The organism is Nocardia sp. NPDC052316, assembly GCF_044547795.1.
GTDB lineage: Bacteria > Actinomycetota > Actinomycetes > Mycobacteriales > Mycobacteriaceae > Nocardia.
Window position 1 is genome coordinate 23195 of the sequence record NZ_JBIUBB010000010.1, and the last position, 17952, is coordinate 41146.

The following is a 17952-nucleotide window of genomic DNA, read 5'->3' on the forward strand; positions in this document are numbered from 1 at the left end:
TTTCGAGACTATGAGCTCTTGCGGCAGGTGATATCGCCCGGTGCGGTCAGCTGCTCGAAGTAGGCGAGGACAAGCTTGTCCACGCAGTGGATTCCGCGCAGGAATCCGCTGTGCCCGGGACCATCGTTTGTGATGAGCGAAGCGTTCAGGGCGCGAGCCAGATTCACTCCGCCCTGATAGGGCGCTACCGGATCGCCAGTGGTGGCGACGACGAGAACCTTTGGCAGAGCTTCGATCCCGGATATCTGATGCGGCTTACTGGTCGGTTGCTCCGGCCAGAACGCGCAAACATCCAGTGGCGCTTGACCTTGGAAGCGGCCGGTATCGGCGAACGGCGCCGCGTCGATGCCGAGCTTGATCTCCTCGGCGGCCTTTGCTCGATCCGTCGTACGCGGTTCGTCGAGGCACCGAGTTGCCTGCCCTGCCGAGCGGTCGACCACGCCGCGGAACTGATCCGAGAGTTCGAGCAGGGTATCGCCGTTGCCGCCGGCAAGCTCGCGCAGCCCCGTGGTGACCAGCGGCCACAGCTGGGGGATGTAGAGCGAGTAGATCACTGCGGATAGTCCGTTGAGATAGTTCAGTCCCCGCGAGTCACGGGTCGCCGCGGGCCGATCCAGGAGCGGGTTGATCAGCCTGCGTAGCCGGTCGGTCGCCGCAGCGCTGTCGGTTCCCAGCGGACAGGCGCTCTCCTGGACACAGCTGTCGGCATATGTCTGGAATGCCGATTGCAGCGAGGCATTGGTTTTGACCGGGTCGGACATCCGGGCCGCCGGATCGAGTGAGGCGTCGAGCACCAGGGCGCGCACCTTGTCGGGGAAGCGTTCGGCATAGCTCGAGCCCACTCGCGAACCGTAGGAGACGCCCAGTGCATTGAGCTGGTTCGCACCGAGCGCGGCCCTGATGATATCGAGATCCCGGACTGCCTCGCGGGTGCCGAGATGTCCGAGCAGCTCGGTACCCGTCTTCGCGACGCATTCGGCGACGTAGTCGCGATTGTCCTGCTCGGACCTCGCGACTCCGGTCGGCGACATATCCGTCATCGCCCGCAGCTGTATCGCCTCGAGCCGTTCCTGCGAGACGCAGCGCACCAGCGGGGTGGATGCGCCGAGCCCGCGCGGGTCGAAACTGACGACATCGAATTTCACACCGAGCCCCGACTTCCCGAAGACCGTGGGCACGCCGAGCCCAGGCTGGCCTGGACCGCCTGGGATTACGACCACCGCCCCGATCCGCTTCCCACGCGCGGCCATCCGTGAAACGGCGATCTGCGCGGTATTGCCCTCGGGCTTGTCGTAGTCGATCGGCACCCGCACCCGCCCGCACTGCACCTCGTTACCGGTATCTTCGATGCCCGCGAACCCGGCGCACGACCCCCACTCGACCCGCTGGCTGTAGTACTTGCCGAGGTCCGGTTCCGCACGTGCGCCTTCTGGTGTGGCGGTGCACGCGGCAACCAGTGCGCCGCAACCGAGCACCACCAACAGCCGCATATTGCGCGCGCCAATGAATCTCATCGAAGTCCCCTCCTAATTGTCCGATTATCGCTCGCACCCCAACGATCCGCCCCGGAAAAATGAGTTTTGTCACGAGGCTCCGGCACTAGAGTTTCCGAGCAATGCGTATGGGGTGCAGTTGGATTGGGCGCCGAGCACACGGTGCTCAGGATCTTGCGCCGGCCGGGAACGGCGAAACTGATCTCCGACCACCGGCGAGGACATCACCGGCTTGCCGACGGTTGGCAACTGGCAGCTGGTTCGGATCGCCTGTGGCCGCGGCTATTTGGAGAAGTCAGGTGCCCACCTTCGTCGGTCGAGCCCTCGAAGCCGATGTCCGCGGCTTTGCGGACCACGCTGCTGCCGCCGCCGACCAGGTAGCGAGCGCTGATCTCGGCAGCACCGCCGGGGCTCCTGACGCTCGCCACCACCGCCTTCAGGCCCTGCTCGAAACCGAGCAATTCACACTCGCTTTCGACGGCCCCGGACGGGCCGGGCTGGGTTGCGATGGGGTTCTTCGGCGGAACCGGCAGCAGGGAGCAATTCATGCGCGGCATCTGTGCGCACAGTGACGGCAGGTCGCGGCCGCAGCATTCGACCGCGCCGTCGGGGCGGGTCAGTGCCGCCGTACAACAGATCGACCAGGCGACCCCGATCGAGCGGACCGTGCGCGCATTCGCCCGGACCAGCCAATCACCGAGCTGAAGCAGATGGCTCAGACTCGGAAGTCCATCGGGAAAGGCTCCGAGTTGAAATGCGAATACCCGTCCATCACGCGCGAAACGGTGATCCTGGTGGATGCCTTTGTGGACCCACTCGATGAAGACCCCGCCCTGACTGGTAACGGCCACAAGAATGTTCGGATACCGAGCGTGTCCGCTGTGCATGTTCTTGACTGCCAACCGGAGCCGTCTTATCCCGGGGCAGGAGTGGTCATGGTCGAACAATTGCGGCGAAGGGGCATAGTGCTTGTTGCCGCTTCGTTTTTTCTCGCTTGCGTATCGATGATCGCGCCTGCCCAGGCGGACTCGTCCCGCATCGTGGGCCTTCGCCATGGGCTCGGTAGCCGGATACAGCTCGAGGTGTATTCGGCGGCGATGGAGCGGGTGGTGCGGATGACGTTGTTGCGGGCGGCGGATCCGGAGGCACCCGCGCCGGCCTTGTATCTGCTCAACGGCTCCAGTGGGGGCACGGATGGAAATTGGCTCGACCGTACCGATGTCGCCGAGTTCTTCGCCGACAAGCAGGTAAATGTCGTTGTCCTGCTGGATGGCGCGGGGAGCTATTTCACCGACTGGCGGGCTGATGATCCGATACTGGGGAAGCAGCGCTGGGCTACCTTCCTGACCGCGGAGTTGCCGCCCCTGGTGGACCAAGAATTCCGCGGCACCGGCGCGAACGCCATCGCGGGGGTGTCGATGGCGGGTACCTCGGTGTTCCAATTGGCTTTGGCCGCACCGGGGTTCTATCGGGCGATCGGCTCCTACAGCGGGTGTGTGCAGACCAGCGACCCCAAGGGGCAGGCCATCGTCCAGGCCGTGGTCACCACCCAGCGCGGCAACATCGTCAATATGTGGGGGCCGCCGAGTGATCCGGCCTGGCGGGCGCACGACCCCTATGTGCACGCCGACAAGTTGCGTGGCACCGCCGTCTATGTCGCGGCCGGCACCGGGCTGCCTGGACCGAACGAGACCTTCGAGGGCGCGGGCGGCGACCCCGTGATGCTGCTCTACCAGCTCATGTTCGGGGCACCGATAGAAGTGGTCGCCGCCCTGTGCACCCGCCAGTTGCAAGAGCGGTTGCGTGCGGCGAACGTGTCCGCAACCTTCGATCTGCGACCCACCGGCACCCACTCGTGGGGCTACTGGCAAGACGATCTGCACAAGTCCTGGCCGATGTTCGAGGAGGCGCTCACATGACTCGCGGCGAAGCGGCGGTGGCCCTCGGCTCCTTCGGGGCCTGCCTGATCTCGGTGTTCATGCAGATGATCGACGTCACCATCGTGACCACCGCGCTGCCGGTGATCACGGGAGAGCTCGGCGCGTCGCAGTCCCAGCAGTTGTGGTTGGTGGCGGGATATTCGCTGGCCTTCGCCTGCGTGCTGCTCAGCGCTGCCCGCCTCGGCGCGATCCTCGGTCGTCGCCTGATGTTCCTGTGGTCTGCCGTCGCTTTCACCCTTGCCTCACTCTGGTGTGGAATGTCGGACAGCGCAATGGAACTGGTGGTGGCCCGGGTCGTTCAGGGGGTGGCGGGGGCGGGCATGGCGGCGCAGACGATCGCGGTCATCACGGCCGCTTTCCGACGCGACCATCAGCCCTACGCCTTCGCCGCGTACGGCGCGACGGCCGGGTTCGCGGGCATGCTCGGCCCGATCGTGGCCGGGGCGCTGGTCACCCTGAATCCATTCGGACTGGGCTGGCACGTCATTTTCCTGATGAACCTGCCGCTGGGTGTCCTCGCCATCGGCTTGGCCATGAAGTACCTGCGGATCGGGCCCGCGCCACAGCGGCCACCACTGGATCTGCGCGGCTCCGCCATCGCCACGGCCGCGCTGTTCCTGCTGCTGTTCGCCCTGTCGGACAGCCAACACGGCGGCTGGCGACCGGCGCACGGTGCCTATCTCGTGGCGGCCCTGACGCTCGGCGGGCTGTTCGTGACCTACGAGCGGGCGACCAGGCGGCGCGGCGGCATCGCGCTGGTACGGCTGGATCTGTTCGGCGACAAGGGATTCGCGGTCGGCTCGGTGCTGGTGACCATCTTCTTCGGGTTGTTCACCGCGTTCGTGTTCACCGTGTCGATCCTGCTGCAAGATGTGCTGCACTTCTCCGTGCTGCGGACCGGCGCCGCCATGACACCGTTCGCGATCGGTGCCGGCGTGGGTGCCCTCATCTCGCCGATTCTGGTGCACCGCTTCGGCATTCGGGTGCTCGCCGCGGGTGTCGCGTTCTTCGGCTGCTGGGTCGCGGTGGGGGTCGGCTACCTCTACATCGGCGACGGCGCGGTGAACCTCGCGCTGGTCACCGGCCCGGTGTTTCTGGCGGGCTTCGGGGTCGGGGTCTTCGGTGTTCCGCTGCAACCGATCATGCTCGCTGGCTTGGACGACCGCGATATGGGTGAGGCGTCGGGTCTGCTGCCCACCGTCGAGCAGATCGGCAACTCGGTCGGGCTTGCGGTGCTCAGCGCGCTCTTCTTCCGGGCGCACACGCTGACCGGCAGTATGACCATGCTCTCCGCGATCGCGGTCACGGCTCTCGGGCTCGGTGTGCTGACCCTGGCGTTGCCCGATCGCCGGACTCTCGGGGCGACGCCGTGGAGCCGCAATACCGCCGCCTGATCCGGTGCGCTACCGGCGCGACTCCACGGCGGCCGCCGACTCCGCGGACTCGGCGGCCGGTTCGTCGACGTCGACTCGCGGCGCCGCGGTTTTCGACTCGCTCCCAGCTGATCTGACGTGGCGCAGCGGGCCGGGTGCCCACCAGTAGAACTCACCGAGCAGCCGCATCGTCGCGGGCACCAGCAGCATCCGCAGGACGGTCGCGTCGATGACCAGCGCCGTGACCATGCCGATCGCGATGTACTGCATCATCACCAGATCCGAGAGCGCGAAGGCGCCGCACACCACGACCAGAATCAGCGCGGCGGCGGAGATGATCCACCCGGTACGCGCGATACCGACGCGCACTGCCTCGGTGTTCGCCGCCCCGCCGCTGCGTGCCTCATGGATCCGGGCCAGCAGAAACACCTGATAGTCGGTGGACAGGCCGTAGATCACCGCAATGATCAGCACCAGAACGAGCGCCATGATCGGCTGCGGGGTGAAGTTCAACAGCCCGGCGCCGTTGCCACCGACGAAGATCCAGGTGAGAACGCCGAGGGTGGTGCCGAGCCCGAGCAGGTTCAGCAACCCCGCCTGCAACGGCAGCACCAGCGAACGGAAGGCCAGCACCATGAGCGCCGTGGTCAGCAGGAAGACCAGCACGACAACCCACGGCATCCGGTTCAGTAGTGCGTCCACACTGTCGCGTTCGATGGCGGATTGGCCGCCGACCAGCATGCTCGTACCCGGCGGCAGTGGCATGGCACGCAGGTAGTCGATGGTCGCGTCCGCCGAGCGCGCATCCCGCACGACCGTCGAGGTCGTGAAGACGCCGAGCTGGGACGGCGCGTGCAGCGGCGCGGGGAAGGGCGCTTTCAGGCCGGGCGCCTGGTTCGCGGTGTCCAGCACCGTGTCCATGTCGGTGTCGGCGCGCGTGATCACCACGAGCTCAACCGGATTGATCTGACGCAGCGGGAACAGTTCGTCGAAGTGCTGCTGCGCGAGCCGGGTCGGATGCTCCGGCGGCAGGAAACGCTCGGAGATGCCGCCGAACGCGACATCGCGCACCGGGGCGATGAGCAGCACGAGGATCGTCACCACCGGCACCCCCACCAGGATCGGCCGCCGCATGACCCACCCGGCGATCCGGCCCCACGGGTTGTTCCGCTGGTCGGTATCGGCCCGACGGGCATGAAATCGATTGAAGCCCAGCCAATCCACGCGGCGGCCGAGCACGGCCAGCATGGCAGGCAGCACGGTCACCGAGATCGCCGCCGCGAGCGCGACCGTCGCTATCGCGCCGAGCGCGAACGAGCGCAGGAACCCCTGCGGCAACAGCAGGATCGCGCCCGCCGCGGCCACCACGATGGTCGCGGAGACCACCACCGTGCGACCCGCGGTCGCGACCGTGCGTCGCACCGCGTCGGGTACGTCCCGGCCTGCGGCCAGTTCTTCCCGGAACCGGCTGACGATGAACAGTCCGTAATCGATGGCCAGGCCCAGCCCGATCATCGAAACCACCGGCGAGACGAAGGAGTTGACCTCCATGAAGGTGGTCAGAAACCGAACGATCCCCCACGCGGCGAGCACGGTCAGCCCGCCGACGGCCAGCGGCAGCGCCGCGGCGACGACCCCGCCGAAGAGGAAAAACAGCAGCAGCGCGACCGCCGGGATCGCGATCAGTTCCATGCGGCGCTGGTCGTGGGCCATGGTGTCGTTGAGCGCGAGTGCGACCGGTTGCCCGCCCGCGATCTCCATCTCGACCCCGGGAAGCGTCAGCTCGTCGGCGATCTCGCGGTAGTTGTTCAGCACGGTGGTGTCGTCGTCGCCGCGGACGGCGATCGAGGCGAAGGCGTGCTCGCGGTCCTCGGTGCCGAAGATCTCCGGCACGGCCAGACCGGTCTCGGTTTCCCAGTAGGCGCCGTTGACCGCGATGATTTCGTCCGGGAACCGTTGCGGCAGGCTGTCGAGGTGGGCGGTGACGGTGGCGGCGAAGCCGGGATCGTCGACGGTCGCGCCCGCGGGTGCGTGGAACAGCAGCAACAGGTCGGCGACGTGATCGTTGCCGAACGCGTGGTCTTTGAGTCGCGCGGCTTTCGCCGACTCGGAGCCGGGATCGTCCCAGCCGCTGACGCTGAGGTGGCTGTGCAGTCCGAGGCCGTAGACGCCGAGCGCGAGCAGGCCGCCGACCACCAGGACGAGCACGCTGAACCGCCGCCGGACGAGCAGATCTATCCAGTGGGTGAACTCGCTCAACTTCGCAGCCTTTCCGACCCCGCGATCCTGGCCCGGCACACCGGCCGGTCACGTGAAACATATGCGATCGCAATTGGTTTCACGCCGCGTCCTCGGGCGTGCTCGAAATTCCACAAACTTGTCGCGACCAGATTGTGAGGTGTCCCTGAAACCGAGAGCGCCGCTGTGATGACCGTTAATGTAAGCGCATTGTCAGCTGCGCCTATTCACAGGGTGCCGGAAAATGATTGGTGCTCAGCCCGTTCCGGCCCGGGAGGATGTCATGTCGGATATCGCGATTGTCGGAATCGGTTGCCGTTTCGCGGGCGGGATCGACTCACCGGACACTTTCTGGGAATTCGTCCTCGACAAGCGCGACGGGGTGATCGATATGCCCGGCGATCGCTGGGACTATCGCCGCTATTACGATCCGGAACCGCGCACCCCCGGCCGCAGTTACACCAAGCGCGGCGCGTTTATGACCACCGATCCCTGGGAGTTCGATCCGGACTTCTTCGGCATCTCGCCGCGCGAGGCCACGGTGCTCGACCCGCAACAGCGCCTGATGTTGGAGGTCACGTGGGAGGCGCTCGACGACGCGGGGATCGCGCGGCGCGCCTCAGGCGGCTCGGTCGGGGTCTACGTGGGTGGATTCGTGGTCGACCAATCGGTGATCGGTGTGGTGGGCCCCGCGCTGTTCCACACCGACATGCACACCCCCGCCAGCGCGTCCTACACCATGCTGTCCAACCGGATCGCCTACGCGCTCAACCTGGTCGGGCCCGCGATCACGGTCGACACCGCGTGCTCGTCGTCGCTGGTGGCCTTCCATCTGGCGTGTCAGGCGCTGGCGAACGGTGACTGCGCGGTTGCGCTGGCGGGCGGCGTCAACGTCATGTTGCAGCCGGAGACCTTCGTCCTGATGTGCAAAGGCGGTTTCCTCGCCGCGGACGGGCGCTGCAAATCCTTCGACGCCGGCGCGGACGGCTACGGGCGCGGCGAGGGCGCGGGCATGGTGGCGCTGAAGCGGCTCGACGACGCGGTGCGCGACGGCGACCGGATCTATGCCGTGGTCGAGGCGACCGGCGCCAACCAGGACGGCCGCACCACCGCGATCACCGTCCCGAACGCCGATTCCCAGGAGTCCCTGGCGCGCGCGGTGTGCACGCGGGCCGGGCTGGCACCGGAGTCGATCACCTACGTCGAGGCGCACGGCACCGGCACACTGGTCGGAGATCCGGTCGAATTGCGCGCGCTGGGAAAGGTTTACGGCGTCCCGGACAAACGGACACGCTCGCTGGGCGTCGGCTCGGTGAAGTCCACCATCGGGCACACCGAGGCAGCGGCAGGCGTCGCCAGTGTGATCAAGGCGGCGCTGGCCATCCAGCACCGCACCATCCCGCCGCAGGGCTGGATCGACAAGCCCAACCCCGACATTCCCTTCGACGAGCTCGGCCTGCACGTGCAGACCGAGGCCGAGCCGCTGCCCGCGGACGCCCCGCCGATGACCATCGCGGTGAACGGTTTCGGCTACGGCGGCACCAACGCGCACGCCATCCTGCGGGAATACCAGCCCGCCACCGTGGTCGAGGCCGCGGCGGCGCCCGAACACTATGGCGTGCTGCCGATTTCGGCGCGCAGCACCGCCGCGGCGCGGGCGCTGTCCGGCCGGTTCGCCGATCTGATCACCGCGGGCGTGGAACCGCACCGGCTGGCCGAAGCCGCGTGGACCAGGATGGCGCACCACCAGTTCCGCACCGGCATGCTGCTCGGCGACACCGACGAGCTGGTCCGTGACCTGCGCGCGTTCGCGGGCGGCGAGGGCCGCGACGCGGTGCGCACCATCGTCGCGCGCACCACCGAGCCGGTGTTCGTGTTCTCCGGCATGGGCCCGCAGTGGTGGGGTATGGCCCGCGAACTGCTCTGCGCCGAGGGCGTTTTCGCCGAGACCGCCCGGCAGATCGATGACGAGTTCCGCGCGATCGCGGGCTGGTCGATCATCGAGGAACTGCTGAAGCCCGAAGAGCACTCGCGTGTCACCAGCACCGAGGTCGCGCAGCCCGCGAACTTCCTGGTGCAGGTGGCGCTGGTGCGCGAACTCGCGCGGTACGGCATCGAGCCCGCGGCCATCGTCGGCCACAGTGTCGGCGAGGTGTCCGCGGCCTACGTCAGCGGCATGCTCTCGCTGCGCGACGCGGTCCTGGTCGCCTACCATCGTGCCCGTCTGCAGGCGAGCACCGCCGGGTCCGGCGGCATGCTCGCCGTGGGCCTGTCGCGCGAACAGGCGCACGAACTCGTCGCCGACGATCCTCGGGTCGATATCGCCGCAATCAACAGCGCGAGCTCGCTGACCCTGTCCGGCGACGTCGACCGACTCGACGAGATCGGTGAAAAGCTCACCGAGGAAGGGGTTTTCGCGCGACCGCTGCGGGTCGAGGTGCCGTATCACAGCCGGTTGATGGACCCCATTCTGGCCGAGCTGCGCGACGTGCTCGCCGAGCTCGAACCCCAGGCACCGCACGTGCCACTGGTGTCCTCGGTCACCGGCGAGCAGGTGACCGGACCGGACTGGGACGCGCAGTACTGGTGTGCCAACGTGCGCGAGCCGGTGCGTTTCGCCGACGCCATCGGCACGCTCATCGCCGAGCGCCGGGTCTTTCTCGAGGTCGGTCCGCACCCCGTGCTGTCGGGCAACATCCGCGAGACACTGCTCGGCGCGGACGTCAACGGCACCACAGTGCCGACGCTGGATCGCAAGCAGCGCGACTCCGACAGCATCCGGCGCACCCTCATCGGCCTCTACGGCGCGGGCGTGCTCGACCTCGACGCGCTCTTCCCGCCCGGGCGGGCCGCGACGCCGCACGTGCCGCTGCCGCGCTACCCGTGGCAGCGGACCCGGCTGTACTCGGCGTTGCCGCTGTTCGAACAGGCCAGGCTCGGCACGCCCGGCAGTTACGCCATGCTCGGCGACCCGGACATCGAGGGCAGGCCGGACTGGCTGCTGCAGGTCGGTACCGAATTGCTGCCGTGGCTGGCCGATCACGTCGTCAATGGGGTCAAGATCATGCCGGGCGCGGCGTACCTGGACGCGGCGCTCAGCGCCACCGCGAAACGTCTCGGCGTGGAACGTGTTGCGCTGGAGCAGGTCCGGTTCGTGGCGCCGCTGATCATGGGAGCGCCGGATGTCCCGCTGGTCTCGCTGACCGTGGAGGAGGCCAGCGGTCGCTTCCTGATCCGCTCGCGTTCGGCCACCGGCACCGCGTGGACGCTGCACGCGACCGGCCGCATGCTGACCGGCAGTTACAAGCAGACCCGGGTCGAGGTCCCGGATGTCGGGGCTGGCGTGGACGTCGACCCGAAGCTGTTCTACCGCGGCCTGGCCGCGGCAGGCCTGCAGTACGGTCCGTCGTTCCAGCGCGTGCTGTCCGCGCGGGTCGGCAGGGACGCGGCGACAGCGATCGTGGACGGCGGCATCGCCGCGGGCTCCGGCCATTTCGCCCACCCCGCCGTCGTCGACGCCGCGATGCAGACCGCGGCGCTGTTGTTCGCCGAATCCCGGGTCGACGAGGGCACCCTGGTGCCGGTCGGCGTCGGATCCGTGCGTGTGGTGGCGCCGCTGCCCGAGCGGATCACCGTGGTCGCCCGGCGCGATCCTCGGGCGCGGCTGCGGGCCGACGTGGATCTGCTCGATGAGGAACACAACCTGGTGATGCGGTTGGGCGGTCTGCAGATCGGCGCGCTCACGCCGGGCCAGGATCCGCTGCGCCGGATGGCCGACTTCTTCTACATCGAGACCATGCGGGCCAGGGATCCGCTGGATCCGACCGCGCTGCCGCAGGATTCGGTGAGCACGGTGGTCGTCGCGCTCGGCGACGCCGAGCGCCGGGCGCGCGCACTGACCGAGGCGCTGCCCGGTGCGCGGCTGCACCGTGCCGTGCCCGGCGACGAGCCAGCGGCCGGCCTGACCGAGCTGCTGGCGGCCGCGCGCGCCGAGAACACCCAGCGGTTGCACGTCGTCGTGGTGGCCGACACCGCCGCGGACGACATCGACCAATTGTGGACATTGCAGCGGATCGCCGTGGCGGTCAACGGCTTCGCCTACCCCGAGCAGCCCGAGCAGGCGGCCGAGCGGTTCGCCGACGGCCAGTGCCACGCCACCCTGGTGACCGAACGCGCGTTCGCGATACCGGACGATCCCGCCGTCGCCGACCCGCATCATGCCGCCCTCGCCGGCGCGCACCGAGTGCTGCTCAACGAGCAGACCGCACTGCGCTGGCGGTTGATCGACGTGGCACCCGAGACCGAGACAGCCGACCTGGTCACCGAACTCGCTGTCCCCGGGGCATTCTGGAGCGACAACACCGACGAGGTCGCCCTCCGCTCCGACACCCGGTGGACCCCACTGGTGACCAAGCCGCTGCCCGATCGCCTGGAGGCGCTGGACACCGCTGAACCACTGACCGACCCGCAGGCCAACTTCGCCTTGGAGCTGCCCCGCACTCGCGTGCTGTCGGCGCTGGCCTGGCGGCAGTGCCCGCGCCCGGAACCGGGACCCGGCCGGCTCGAGGTCCGGATGAAGGTCATCGGCCTGAACTACAAGGACCCGCTGAAAGTCATCGGGCTGCTCGGCGAACGCGAGCTGGCACCGACCTACTTCGGCACCGTGCCCGGCATGGAGGGGGTCGGCGAGGTGGTGCGGGTCGGGTCCGGCATCACCGACCTCGCGGTGGGCGATCTGGTCGCCATCGCGACCAAGGGCATGATGCAGCGCTACGTGGTGGTCGAGCGGGCACGGGCCATCCCGCTGCCCGCGGACGCAGACCCCGCGTACTGCACGAGCACCATCGCTTTCGGCACCGCCGAATACGCACTGCACGATCTGGCGCGGCTGGCACCCGGAGAGACGGTGCTGATCCACGGGGCCGCCGGCGGCGTCGGCACGGCCGCCATCCAGGTCGCCAAGGACCGGGGCGCGCGGATCATCGGCACGGCCAGCACCGACGAACGCCGCGCGCACATCCTTTCGCTCGGCGCCGATCACGCGCTCGACTCGCGCTCGCTGAACTTCGTCGACGACGTGCTCGCGCTCACCGGCGGCAAGGGCGTCGAGGTCGTGCTCAGCAGCGCGCCCGGTGAGATCCTGCGCCAGAACTTCAACGCCCTGGCCGAGTTCGGTCGCATCGTCGAGGTCGGCAAGGCCGACATCTACACGGGCGGACTGCTCGAGCTGGCCAACTTCGACAAGAACGTGGCCTACTACTCCATGGATCTGGACCGCTTGGTCGCCGCCGACGCGGAACGGTTGATCGCGCTGCTGCAGCGGGTCTACGAAAAGGTCCTCGCAGGCACCTACACGCCGCTGGCCTACCGGCTGTTCGAGACCGACGACGTGGCGAGCGCGTTCGAGGAGACCATCCGCTCGACCGGCCTGACCCGCATCGCCCTGCGGATGGATTCGGCGCTGCCCGCAGTGCGGCCGCATCTGCCGCAGGTCGACATCCACTCGGACGGAACCTATTTGATCACCGGCGGCTTCGGCGGATTCGGGATGGCCATCGGGCGCTGGCTGTCCCTGCGCGGCGCGCGCAGGCTGGTGCTGGTCGGCCGCGGTGGCGCGCGCACCGAGGAAGCCAGGCGTCAGCTCGCGGCCTGGCACGCCGCCGGTGTCGAGGTGCTGCAAGAGCTGGCCGACGTCACCGATCCGGACGCGATGGCGGCGATCGTCGGCCGGGCCGATGCCCCCGACCGTCCGCTGCGCGGTGTATTCCACGCGGCCGGTTCGGTCGCCGACAACCGCCTGGACGCCATGACTCGGCAGGAACTGGACATCGTGTACCGCCCCAAGGTGCACGGCGCCAGGGTGCTGCACGAAGTGGTGGCCGACGCCGGGATCGACCTGGACATGTTCGTGCTGTGCTCCTCCGGCGGTTCGATGTACGGCATCTACGGTCAGTACAACTACTGCGCGGCCAACGTCGCGGTGGAGACCATGGCCCAGGAGTGGGCCAAGGCGGGCCAGCGGGCACTGTGTGTCGGCTGGGGGCATCTGTCCGGCGCGACCGGCGGCATGGCTGCCGACGAGACCGCGGTCAAGTACCTCGACCTGGTCGGCTTCGACCCGATCGACATGGCCGACGCCACCGCGTACCTGGAACAGACTCTGCGCCTGGGGATTTCGCGGGCAGGCATCATCCCGACCGACTGGGCCAAGCTGACCGGCACCTTCCCGCAGCTGACCCGCACCGGGCGCACCATCGCGCTGGCGCAGGTCTCGGCCAAGGACACCTCGGAGCTGGCCCAGCTGCGTGCCGAGGTGGCCGCGATCGACGAGGGCAAACGCGGCGCTTTCGTGGCCCGCAAGATGGCCGAGGAACTCGCCGTGGTGATGGGCGTGCCGGTCGAATCCATCGATATGACGGTTCCGGTGCCCGAACTCGGCCTGGACTCGCTGATGGCGGTCGAGCTCGGCGCCCGGGTCACCAAGACCCTCGGCATCGACCTGATGTCGCTGCAGATGGGCCGGTCCTTCAGCCTGGAGCAGGCCGGACCGAAGGTGGCCGAGCTGATCCTGGCCGCGGAGTCCGCCAAGGCACAGTCCGCACCGAACCCGGCCGCGCTGATCGGTGACGCGCGTGCCAACGGTGCCGCCGAGGCGGTTCCGGTCCCCGTGGGGGCTCCCGCATGACCGGCCGTCGTCGAAAAGAGGTTGTGGCATGGTCGATTTCGGCCTGATCGATGAATGGGAGCCGGCGCCCGGCCGGTTGACCACCTGGACGGCGTCGCCGGAGTCGGCGGCCCGCGCCCGGCTGGCACCGGTCCACCCGGCCCCGCCCTCGCACCAGCAGGAGCAATACCTGCGACTGGCCCGCAGGCACGCCGCCGCGGAGTTCCGGTACTCCGGGCTGTGCCTGGTGACCGCCGAGATCCCGACCGGCGAGCTGAACCGGCACGCGATGACCCGCGCGGTCAACGCATTCCTGTTGCGGCACGACACCTTCCGGACCTGGTTCCGGATCGGGGCCGACGGCGCGATCGTGCGGCACCTTGTCCCCGAGGCCGACGTCGAGTTCGTGCCGATCGACTGCGGCTGGGTCGACGATCCGGACACGGTCCGCGACCACGTGCAGAAAACGACGCCGGGACCCTTCGACTGGGACTGCTTCACCTTCGGGGTGATCGAGCGGGACGATTCGACGACGCTCTATCTCGCGTTCGACCATCTGCACACCGATGGGTTCGGGCAGTACCTGTCCGGGTTCGATCTCGCCCTGCTCTACGCCCGCGAAGTGTGGGACGAGACCCCGGACCTACTCGCGCCCGCGGCCAGCTATCTCGACTATTGCACGGCCGAGCGGGCATACACGGCAACCATGTCGCTCACCTCGCCCGGCGTGCAGAAATGGCTGGAACTGATCCGGGGCAACGGCGGCAGCCTGCCCGTCTTCCCGCTGGATCTGGGCAAACACACCGGCCCCTATACCCGCAGTGCCCACCGCACGGTGACGCTGTTCGACGAGGACACCGCCGTTCGCTTCGAGCGACGGTGCCGCGCGAACGGCGCCGAATTCGTCGGCGGCATCTTCGCCGCGGCAGCCCTGGCCGAACGCGAACTCACCCACAGTGACTACTACTTCGGCATGACACCGGTGACCACCCGCAGCACCGCCGCCGAGCGGGCCTCGGTCGGCTGGTACGTCACGCTGCTGCCGGTGGCGTTTCCGTTGGGCCTGTCCAGCTCCTTCGACCGGGTCGTGAAGCTGGCCCAGCACGCCTACGAGAACGGGCTGCGCCTCACAACCACCTCCTTCCAACGGGTGATCGAACTACTGCCCGCCGACTCCGATCTGGACCTGAGCCCGGGCTGGGCGTGCCCGATGATCTCCTACGTCGACACCCGCGAACTGCTCGGCAACGAGTTCTTCGACACCGCCTGCTGCGGGCTGTACACCAATCGCGCCGCCTCCGAACAGGTGCTGATCTGGATCAACCGGCTGGCGTCCGAGACCACGCTGAGCGTCATCTACCCGGACACCACCGTGGCCCACGAATCCGTCGAACGCTATGTCACCCGACTCCGGGCGGAATTCGCGACCGCGGCCGGGCAGGAGAACCGATGAGCGCCCTGATCTTTCGCGATCCCGGCATTCCTGACGGGGAGAAATCCGTCTACACCGTCGGGGTCGCTAGCCAGCCCGCCACGCTCGACATCATCAGCGTGATCGGGCACGATCGCGACGAGTACCTGTCCATCATCCAGGCGAACTCCGGCGACGGCGCCTTCGCGATCACCGTCGAGCAGCGGTTCCAGCGGACCGATGACCACATGCGCGCGGCGGGCTACCGGGCCGAAACACGTTCCGGCGCAACCGTAGTCAGCCGCGAAGAAGCGCACTTCATCGACACGACACACCTGCAGCTCGGCGAGGGGATCGCCCCCTTCCCCGCCGAACTCATGCCACTCGCCGGTGGGTTGACGCTGCTGCGCGGCCTCCACTTCACCGAAGGTGCCGAGACGGACGTCGCACTGTGGCTCGCCTTCTCGGTACACATCCCGGTGTGCGTCAAGGTCGAACACCGCACCGTTGTCGACGCTCCGATCGGCCCGATCGATTGCTGGCAGCTCCGCCTGCGGCCCCGGCTCTCCGGCCTGAACCCGATGCTGGAGAAGATGCTCAGCGGATTCCTTCCCGCGGCGACCGTGCACGTCGAGGCGGCGCCGCCACACCGGACGGTCCGGTTCAGCTTCCCGACCGGGCCGAGGCCATGGGATCCCCGCGGGGTGATGGAACTGGTTGCCTGAGAACAACGAACCAACGAGGCCGGAACTCGTCCCTTTCGCCGGCCCTCGGTGCCGCCTTGTCACCACTGCGCGGTGACGTTGCCCTCGATCTCCGGTATGTCAGTGCCCGCGTAGCTATCTCCAGCCCCGAGGGATCCCAACCCATCCATCGGGCGGTCGGCACCGAATTGTGTCGTGGTACGCGGTGACGTCCGATCACGGTGTGCCGGTTCGGATACGAGCTGCCGAGGAGGTGCCGGGTAGGTCACCTTCTCGGCAGCGCCGATCCGGGCCTGGTGAACGACCGCCTGAACCCGCACCGATGTGCGTGTGTTTCGTCGCTGTCGGGACCCGGTGAATCGGTCATCGGTTGCAAAACTTCATTGGGTGAAGAATTCCACCAGGACAGCCGCGAACACCGACGGATCGGCGACGTGCGACTGTCCCTCGATGATTCGACGCTCGGCGTTGGGCAGTGCCGCGGTGATGGTGTCTGCCGCGGCGTCGAAAAAGCCGGGTTGTAGGCCCTGCATGTGCTGGTCAGGGACGCCCCCCGTCGCTACCAGGGCGGGTTGCATCACGCGGGCCAGTCGGGTGACCGGCGGGAGTCCGTCGCCGAGGCAGGCCGCATCGTAGGCGAGGGTGGGAGCCAAGGCTCTCAAACCAGGCGCGAATGGCGAGTTACGTGCGGCGGCCACCTCGTCGTCGGACGAGCCGGCCAGCCGCATGAACAGCTCGACCGCGTCCCAATGCCGCCCCTCGGCCAGTGCGACCGTCAAGTGGTCGACGTAGGTCGACCAGTGCGTGGCCATCATCGCGTCGCTCATGTAGGGCACCTCGTACACCGCGATCCTGTCGATCGCCAAGCCGGCGGCTGCGGCTTCCAGCGCCAGCGCGCCACCGGAAGAGGCGCCGAACACGTGCGCCGAACCACCGGCGGCGCCGATCAGCGCCTGGATGTCGTCGATCTCGCGCGCCACGGAGTAGGGAGGAGTGTCGCCGCTGCCGCCGCGACCTCGGCGTGCGTAGTTGTACACGGTGAAGTGTCGCGCCAGCTCCGCGGCGATCGCCGCGTTCTCCGAGCCATCGTCGAGGCCGCCGCCGACGAGGACGACCGCCGGCCCCGCTCCGCTGCGGTCGTAAGCGATCACCGTGCCGTCGTTCGATCTCACCTGTGCCATCGAACCTCCTACCAGTACCGATCAGTCACTCCTATCTTAGGAGTGGTCGCTGCGAAAAAGCAAGCGCTTCTATAGAATGGCCTGATGCGTGGCTATGACGATCCGTGCGGCATCGCCCGAGCGCTGGGCATCATCGGAGAGCGCTGGGCACTGCTTGTGGTGCGCGAACTACTACTCGGTCCGAAACGGTTCAGCGACCTGCGCCGCGGACTGCCCGGTATCAGCGAAAACGTTCTGTCACAACGCCTGCGCGAGTTGGAACACGCGAACCTGGTGCGCAGGCGCAGGTTCGCACCAAGCAGTACCTCGGCCTACGAACTGACCGACCGTGGTCGTGAACTCGAGCCCGTACTGACGGCACTGCGCAGATGGGGCGAGCATGCCCCCCTCGGCGACACCACCCGGCCGGAACTCGGAGTCGACGCCCTGATCATCGCCTTGACGGGCAGGTTCACCGTTGACGAGGCGGCCCCCCGGGACGCGATCGTCCATCTGCGCCTCGACGATGACCACTTCCGGCTGACGATCAAGGACAGGCAGCTTCTGGCCAAACGTGCCGAGGTCGACGACGCCGACGCCACCATCACCACGACCAGGACGACTCTGCAGTCACTCGTATTCGCCGAACGCACAGTCACCGACGCCGAACGGTCAGGCGACCTGACCATCACCGGCGACCGCGACACCGCCGAGCACCTGCTGCATTCTTCCCAACCCAGCAGTGGAAGCACATCCGGCTTATGGCAACCAGGCAACTGATCGCTCGGCACCCTCGACAACCTTTGCCGGGAACACATGCCGCTGCGCGGACGTCCGGCGCGTCGGGACCGACTGCGGCGCAGAACCGTTCGGTATTGCTGCGCGCAGGTCAGTGAAGCTGGTGAACTTGCTGCGCGATTTGCTCGAGTCCCGACGGGTGGACCGCCAGTCGATCCCGGGCCGGGCGAG

The 17952-nt window shown here is 68.0% G+C and carries 10 protein-coding genes; 6 read left to right on the plus strand and 4 right to left on the minus strand.

All coding sequences use genetic code 11. The features are described from left to right. Positions 1 to 8: 8 nt before the first annotated feature. Both ACIHA7_RS37295 and ACIHA7_RS37300 read right to left on the minus strand, forming a co-directional pair. A complete protein-coding gene (locus tag ACIHA7_RS37295) occupies positions 9 to 1514 on the minus strand; it encodes an alpha/beta hydrolase (RefSeq protein ID WP_397296396.1) in 1506 nt (501 codons plus the stop codon). Positions 1515 to 1717: 203 nt separating this feature from the next. Next, positions 1718 to 2395 (minus strand): hypothetical protein, encoded by a 678-nt coding sequence (locus ACIHA7_RS37300; RefSeq protein WP_397296397.1) that lies wholly within the window; start codon positions 2393 to 2395, stop codon positions 1718 to 1720. 33 nt (positions 2396 to 2428) lie between these two features. On the opposite strand from ACIHA7_RS37300, the gene ACIHA7_RS37305 reads away from it, so the two are divergent. After that, the gene (locus ACIHA7_RS37305; RefSeq protein WP_397296399.1) at positions 2429 to 3412 is read left to right on the plus strand and encodes an alpha/beta hydrolase; all 984 of its coding nucleotides are present in this window, start codon (positions 2429 to 2431) and stop codon (positions 3410 to 3412) included. Continuing rightward, positions 3409 to 4827, plus strand: a complete 1419-nt coding sequence (locus ACIHA7_RS37310) for an MFS transporter (RefSeq protein ID WP_397296401.1) — start codon at positions 3409 to 3411, stop codon at positions 4825 to 4827. The genes ACIHA7_RS37305 and ACIHA7_RS37310 overlap by 4 nt, the downstream gene beginning before the upstream one ends. 9 nt (positions 4828 to 4836) lie before the next feature. On the opposite strand, the gene ACIHA7_RS37315 is transcribed toward ACIHA7_RS37310, so the two are convergent. Then, on the minus strand, positions 4837 to 7065 hold the full coding sequence (locus tag ACIHA7_RS37315) for an MMPL family transporter (RefSeq protein WP_397296403.1): 2229 nt from the start codon (positions 7063 to 7065) through the stop codon (positions 4837 to 4839). Between the two features lie 262 nt (positions 7066 to 7327). Between ACIHA7_RS37315 and ACIHA7_RS37320 the strand changes: the two genes are divergently transcribed. The 3 genes from ACIHA7_RS37320 to ACIHA7_RS37330 are packed head-to-tail and all read left to right on the plus strand — an operon-like array spanning position 7328 to position 15844. Next, positions 7328 to 13729: a type I polyketide synthase gene (locus tag ACIHA7_RS37320; protein ID WP_397296405.1), complete on the plus strand. Its 6402-nt coding sequence runs from the start codon at positions 7328 to 7330 to the stop codon at positions 13727 to 13729. A 28-nt stretch (positions 13730 to 13757) separates the two neighbouring features. After that, positions 13758 to 15161 (plus strand): condensation domain-containing protein, encoded by a 1404-nt coding sequence (locus ACIHA7_RS37325; protein ID WP_397296407.1) that lies wholly within the window; start codon positions 13758 to 13760, stop codon positions 15159 to 15161. Further along, positions 15158 to 15844, plus strand: coding sequence for a hypothetical protein (locus ACIHA7_RS37330; protein WP_397296409.1), 687 nt, complete (start codon positions 15158 to 15160; stop codon positions 15842 to 15844). Before ACIHA7_RS37325 ends, ACIHA7_RS37330 begins: the two co-directional genes overlap by 4 nt. Positions 15845 to 16203: 359 nt before the next feature. Here ACIHA7_RS37330 and ACIHA7_RS37335 read toward each other — a convergent pair whose 3' ends face one another. Next, positions 16204 to 17004 (minus strand): alpha/beta fold hydrolase, encoded by an 801-nt coding sequence (locus ACIHA7_RS37335; RefSeq protein WP_397296411.1) that lies wholly within the window; start codon positions 17002 to 17004, stop codon positions 16204 to 16206. 84 nt (positions 17005 to 17088) lie between these two features. Between ACIHA7_RS37335 and ACIHA7_RS37340 the strand changes: the two genes are divergently transcribed. Then, positions 17089 to 17763, plus strand: coding sequence for a winged helix-turn-helix transcriptional regulator (locus tag ACIHA7_RS37340; RefSeq protein ID WP_397296413.1), 675 nt, complete (start codon positions 17089 to 17091; stop codon positions 17761 to 17763). The last annotated feature ends 189 nt before the right edge of the window (positions 17764 to 17952 follow it).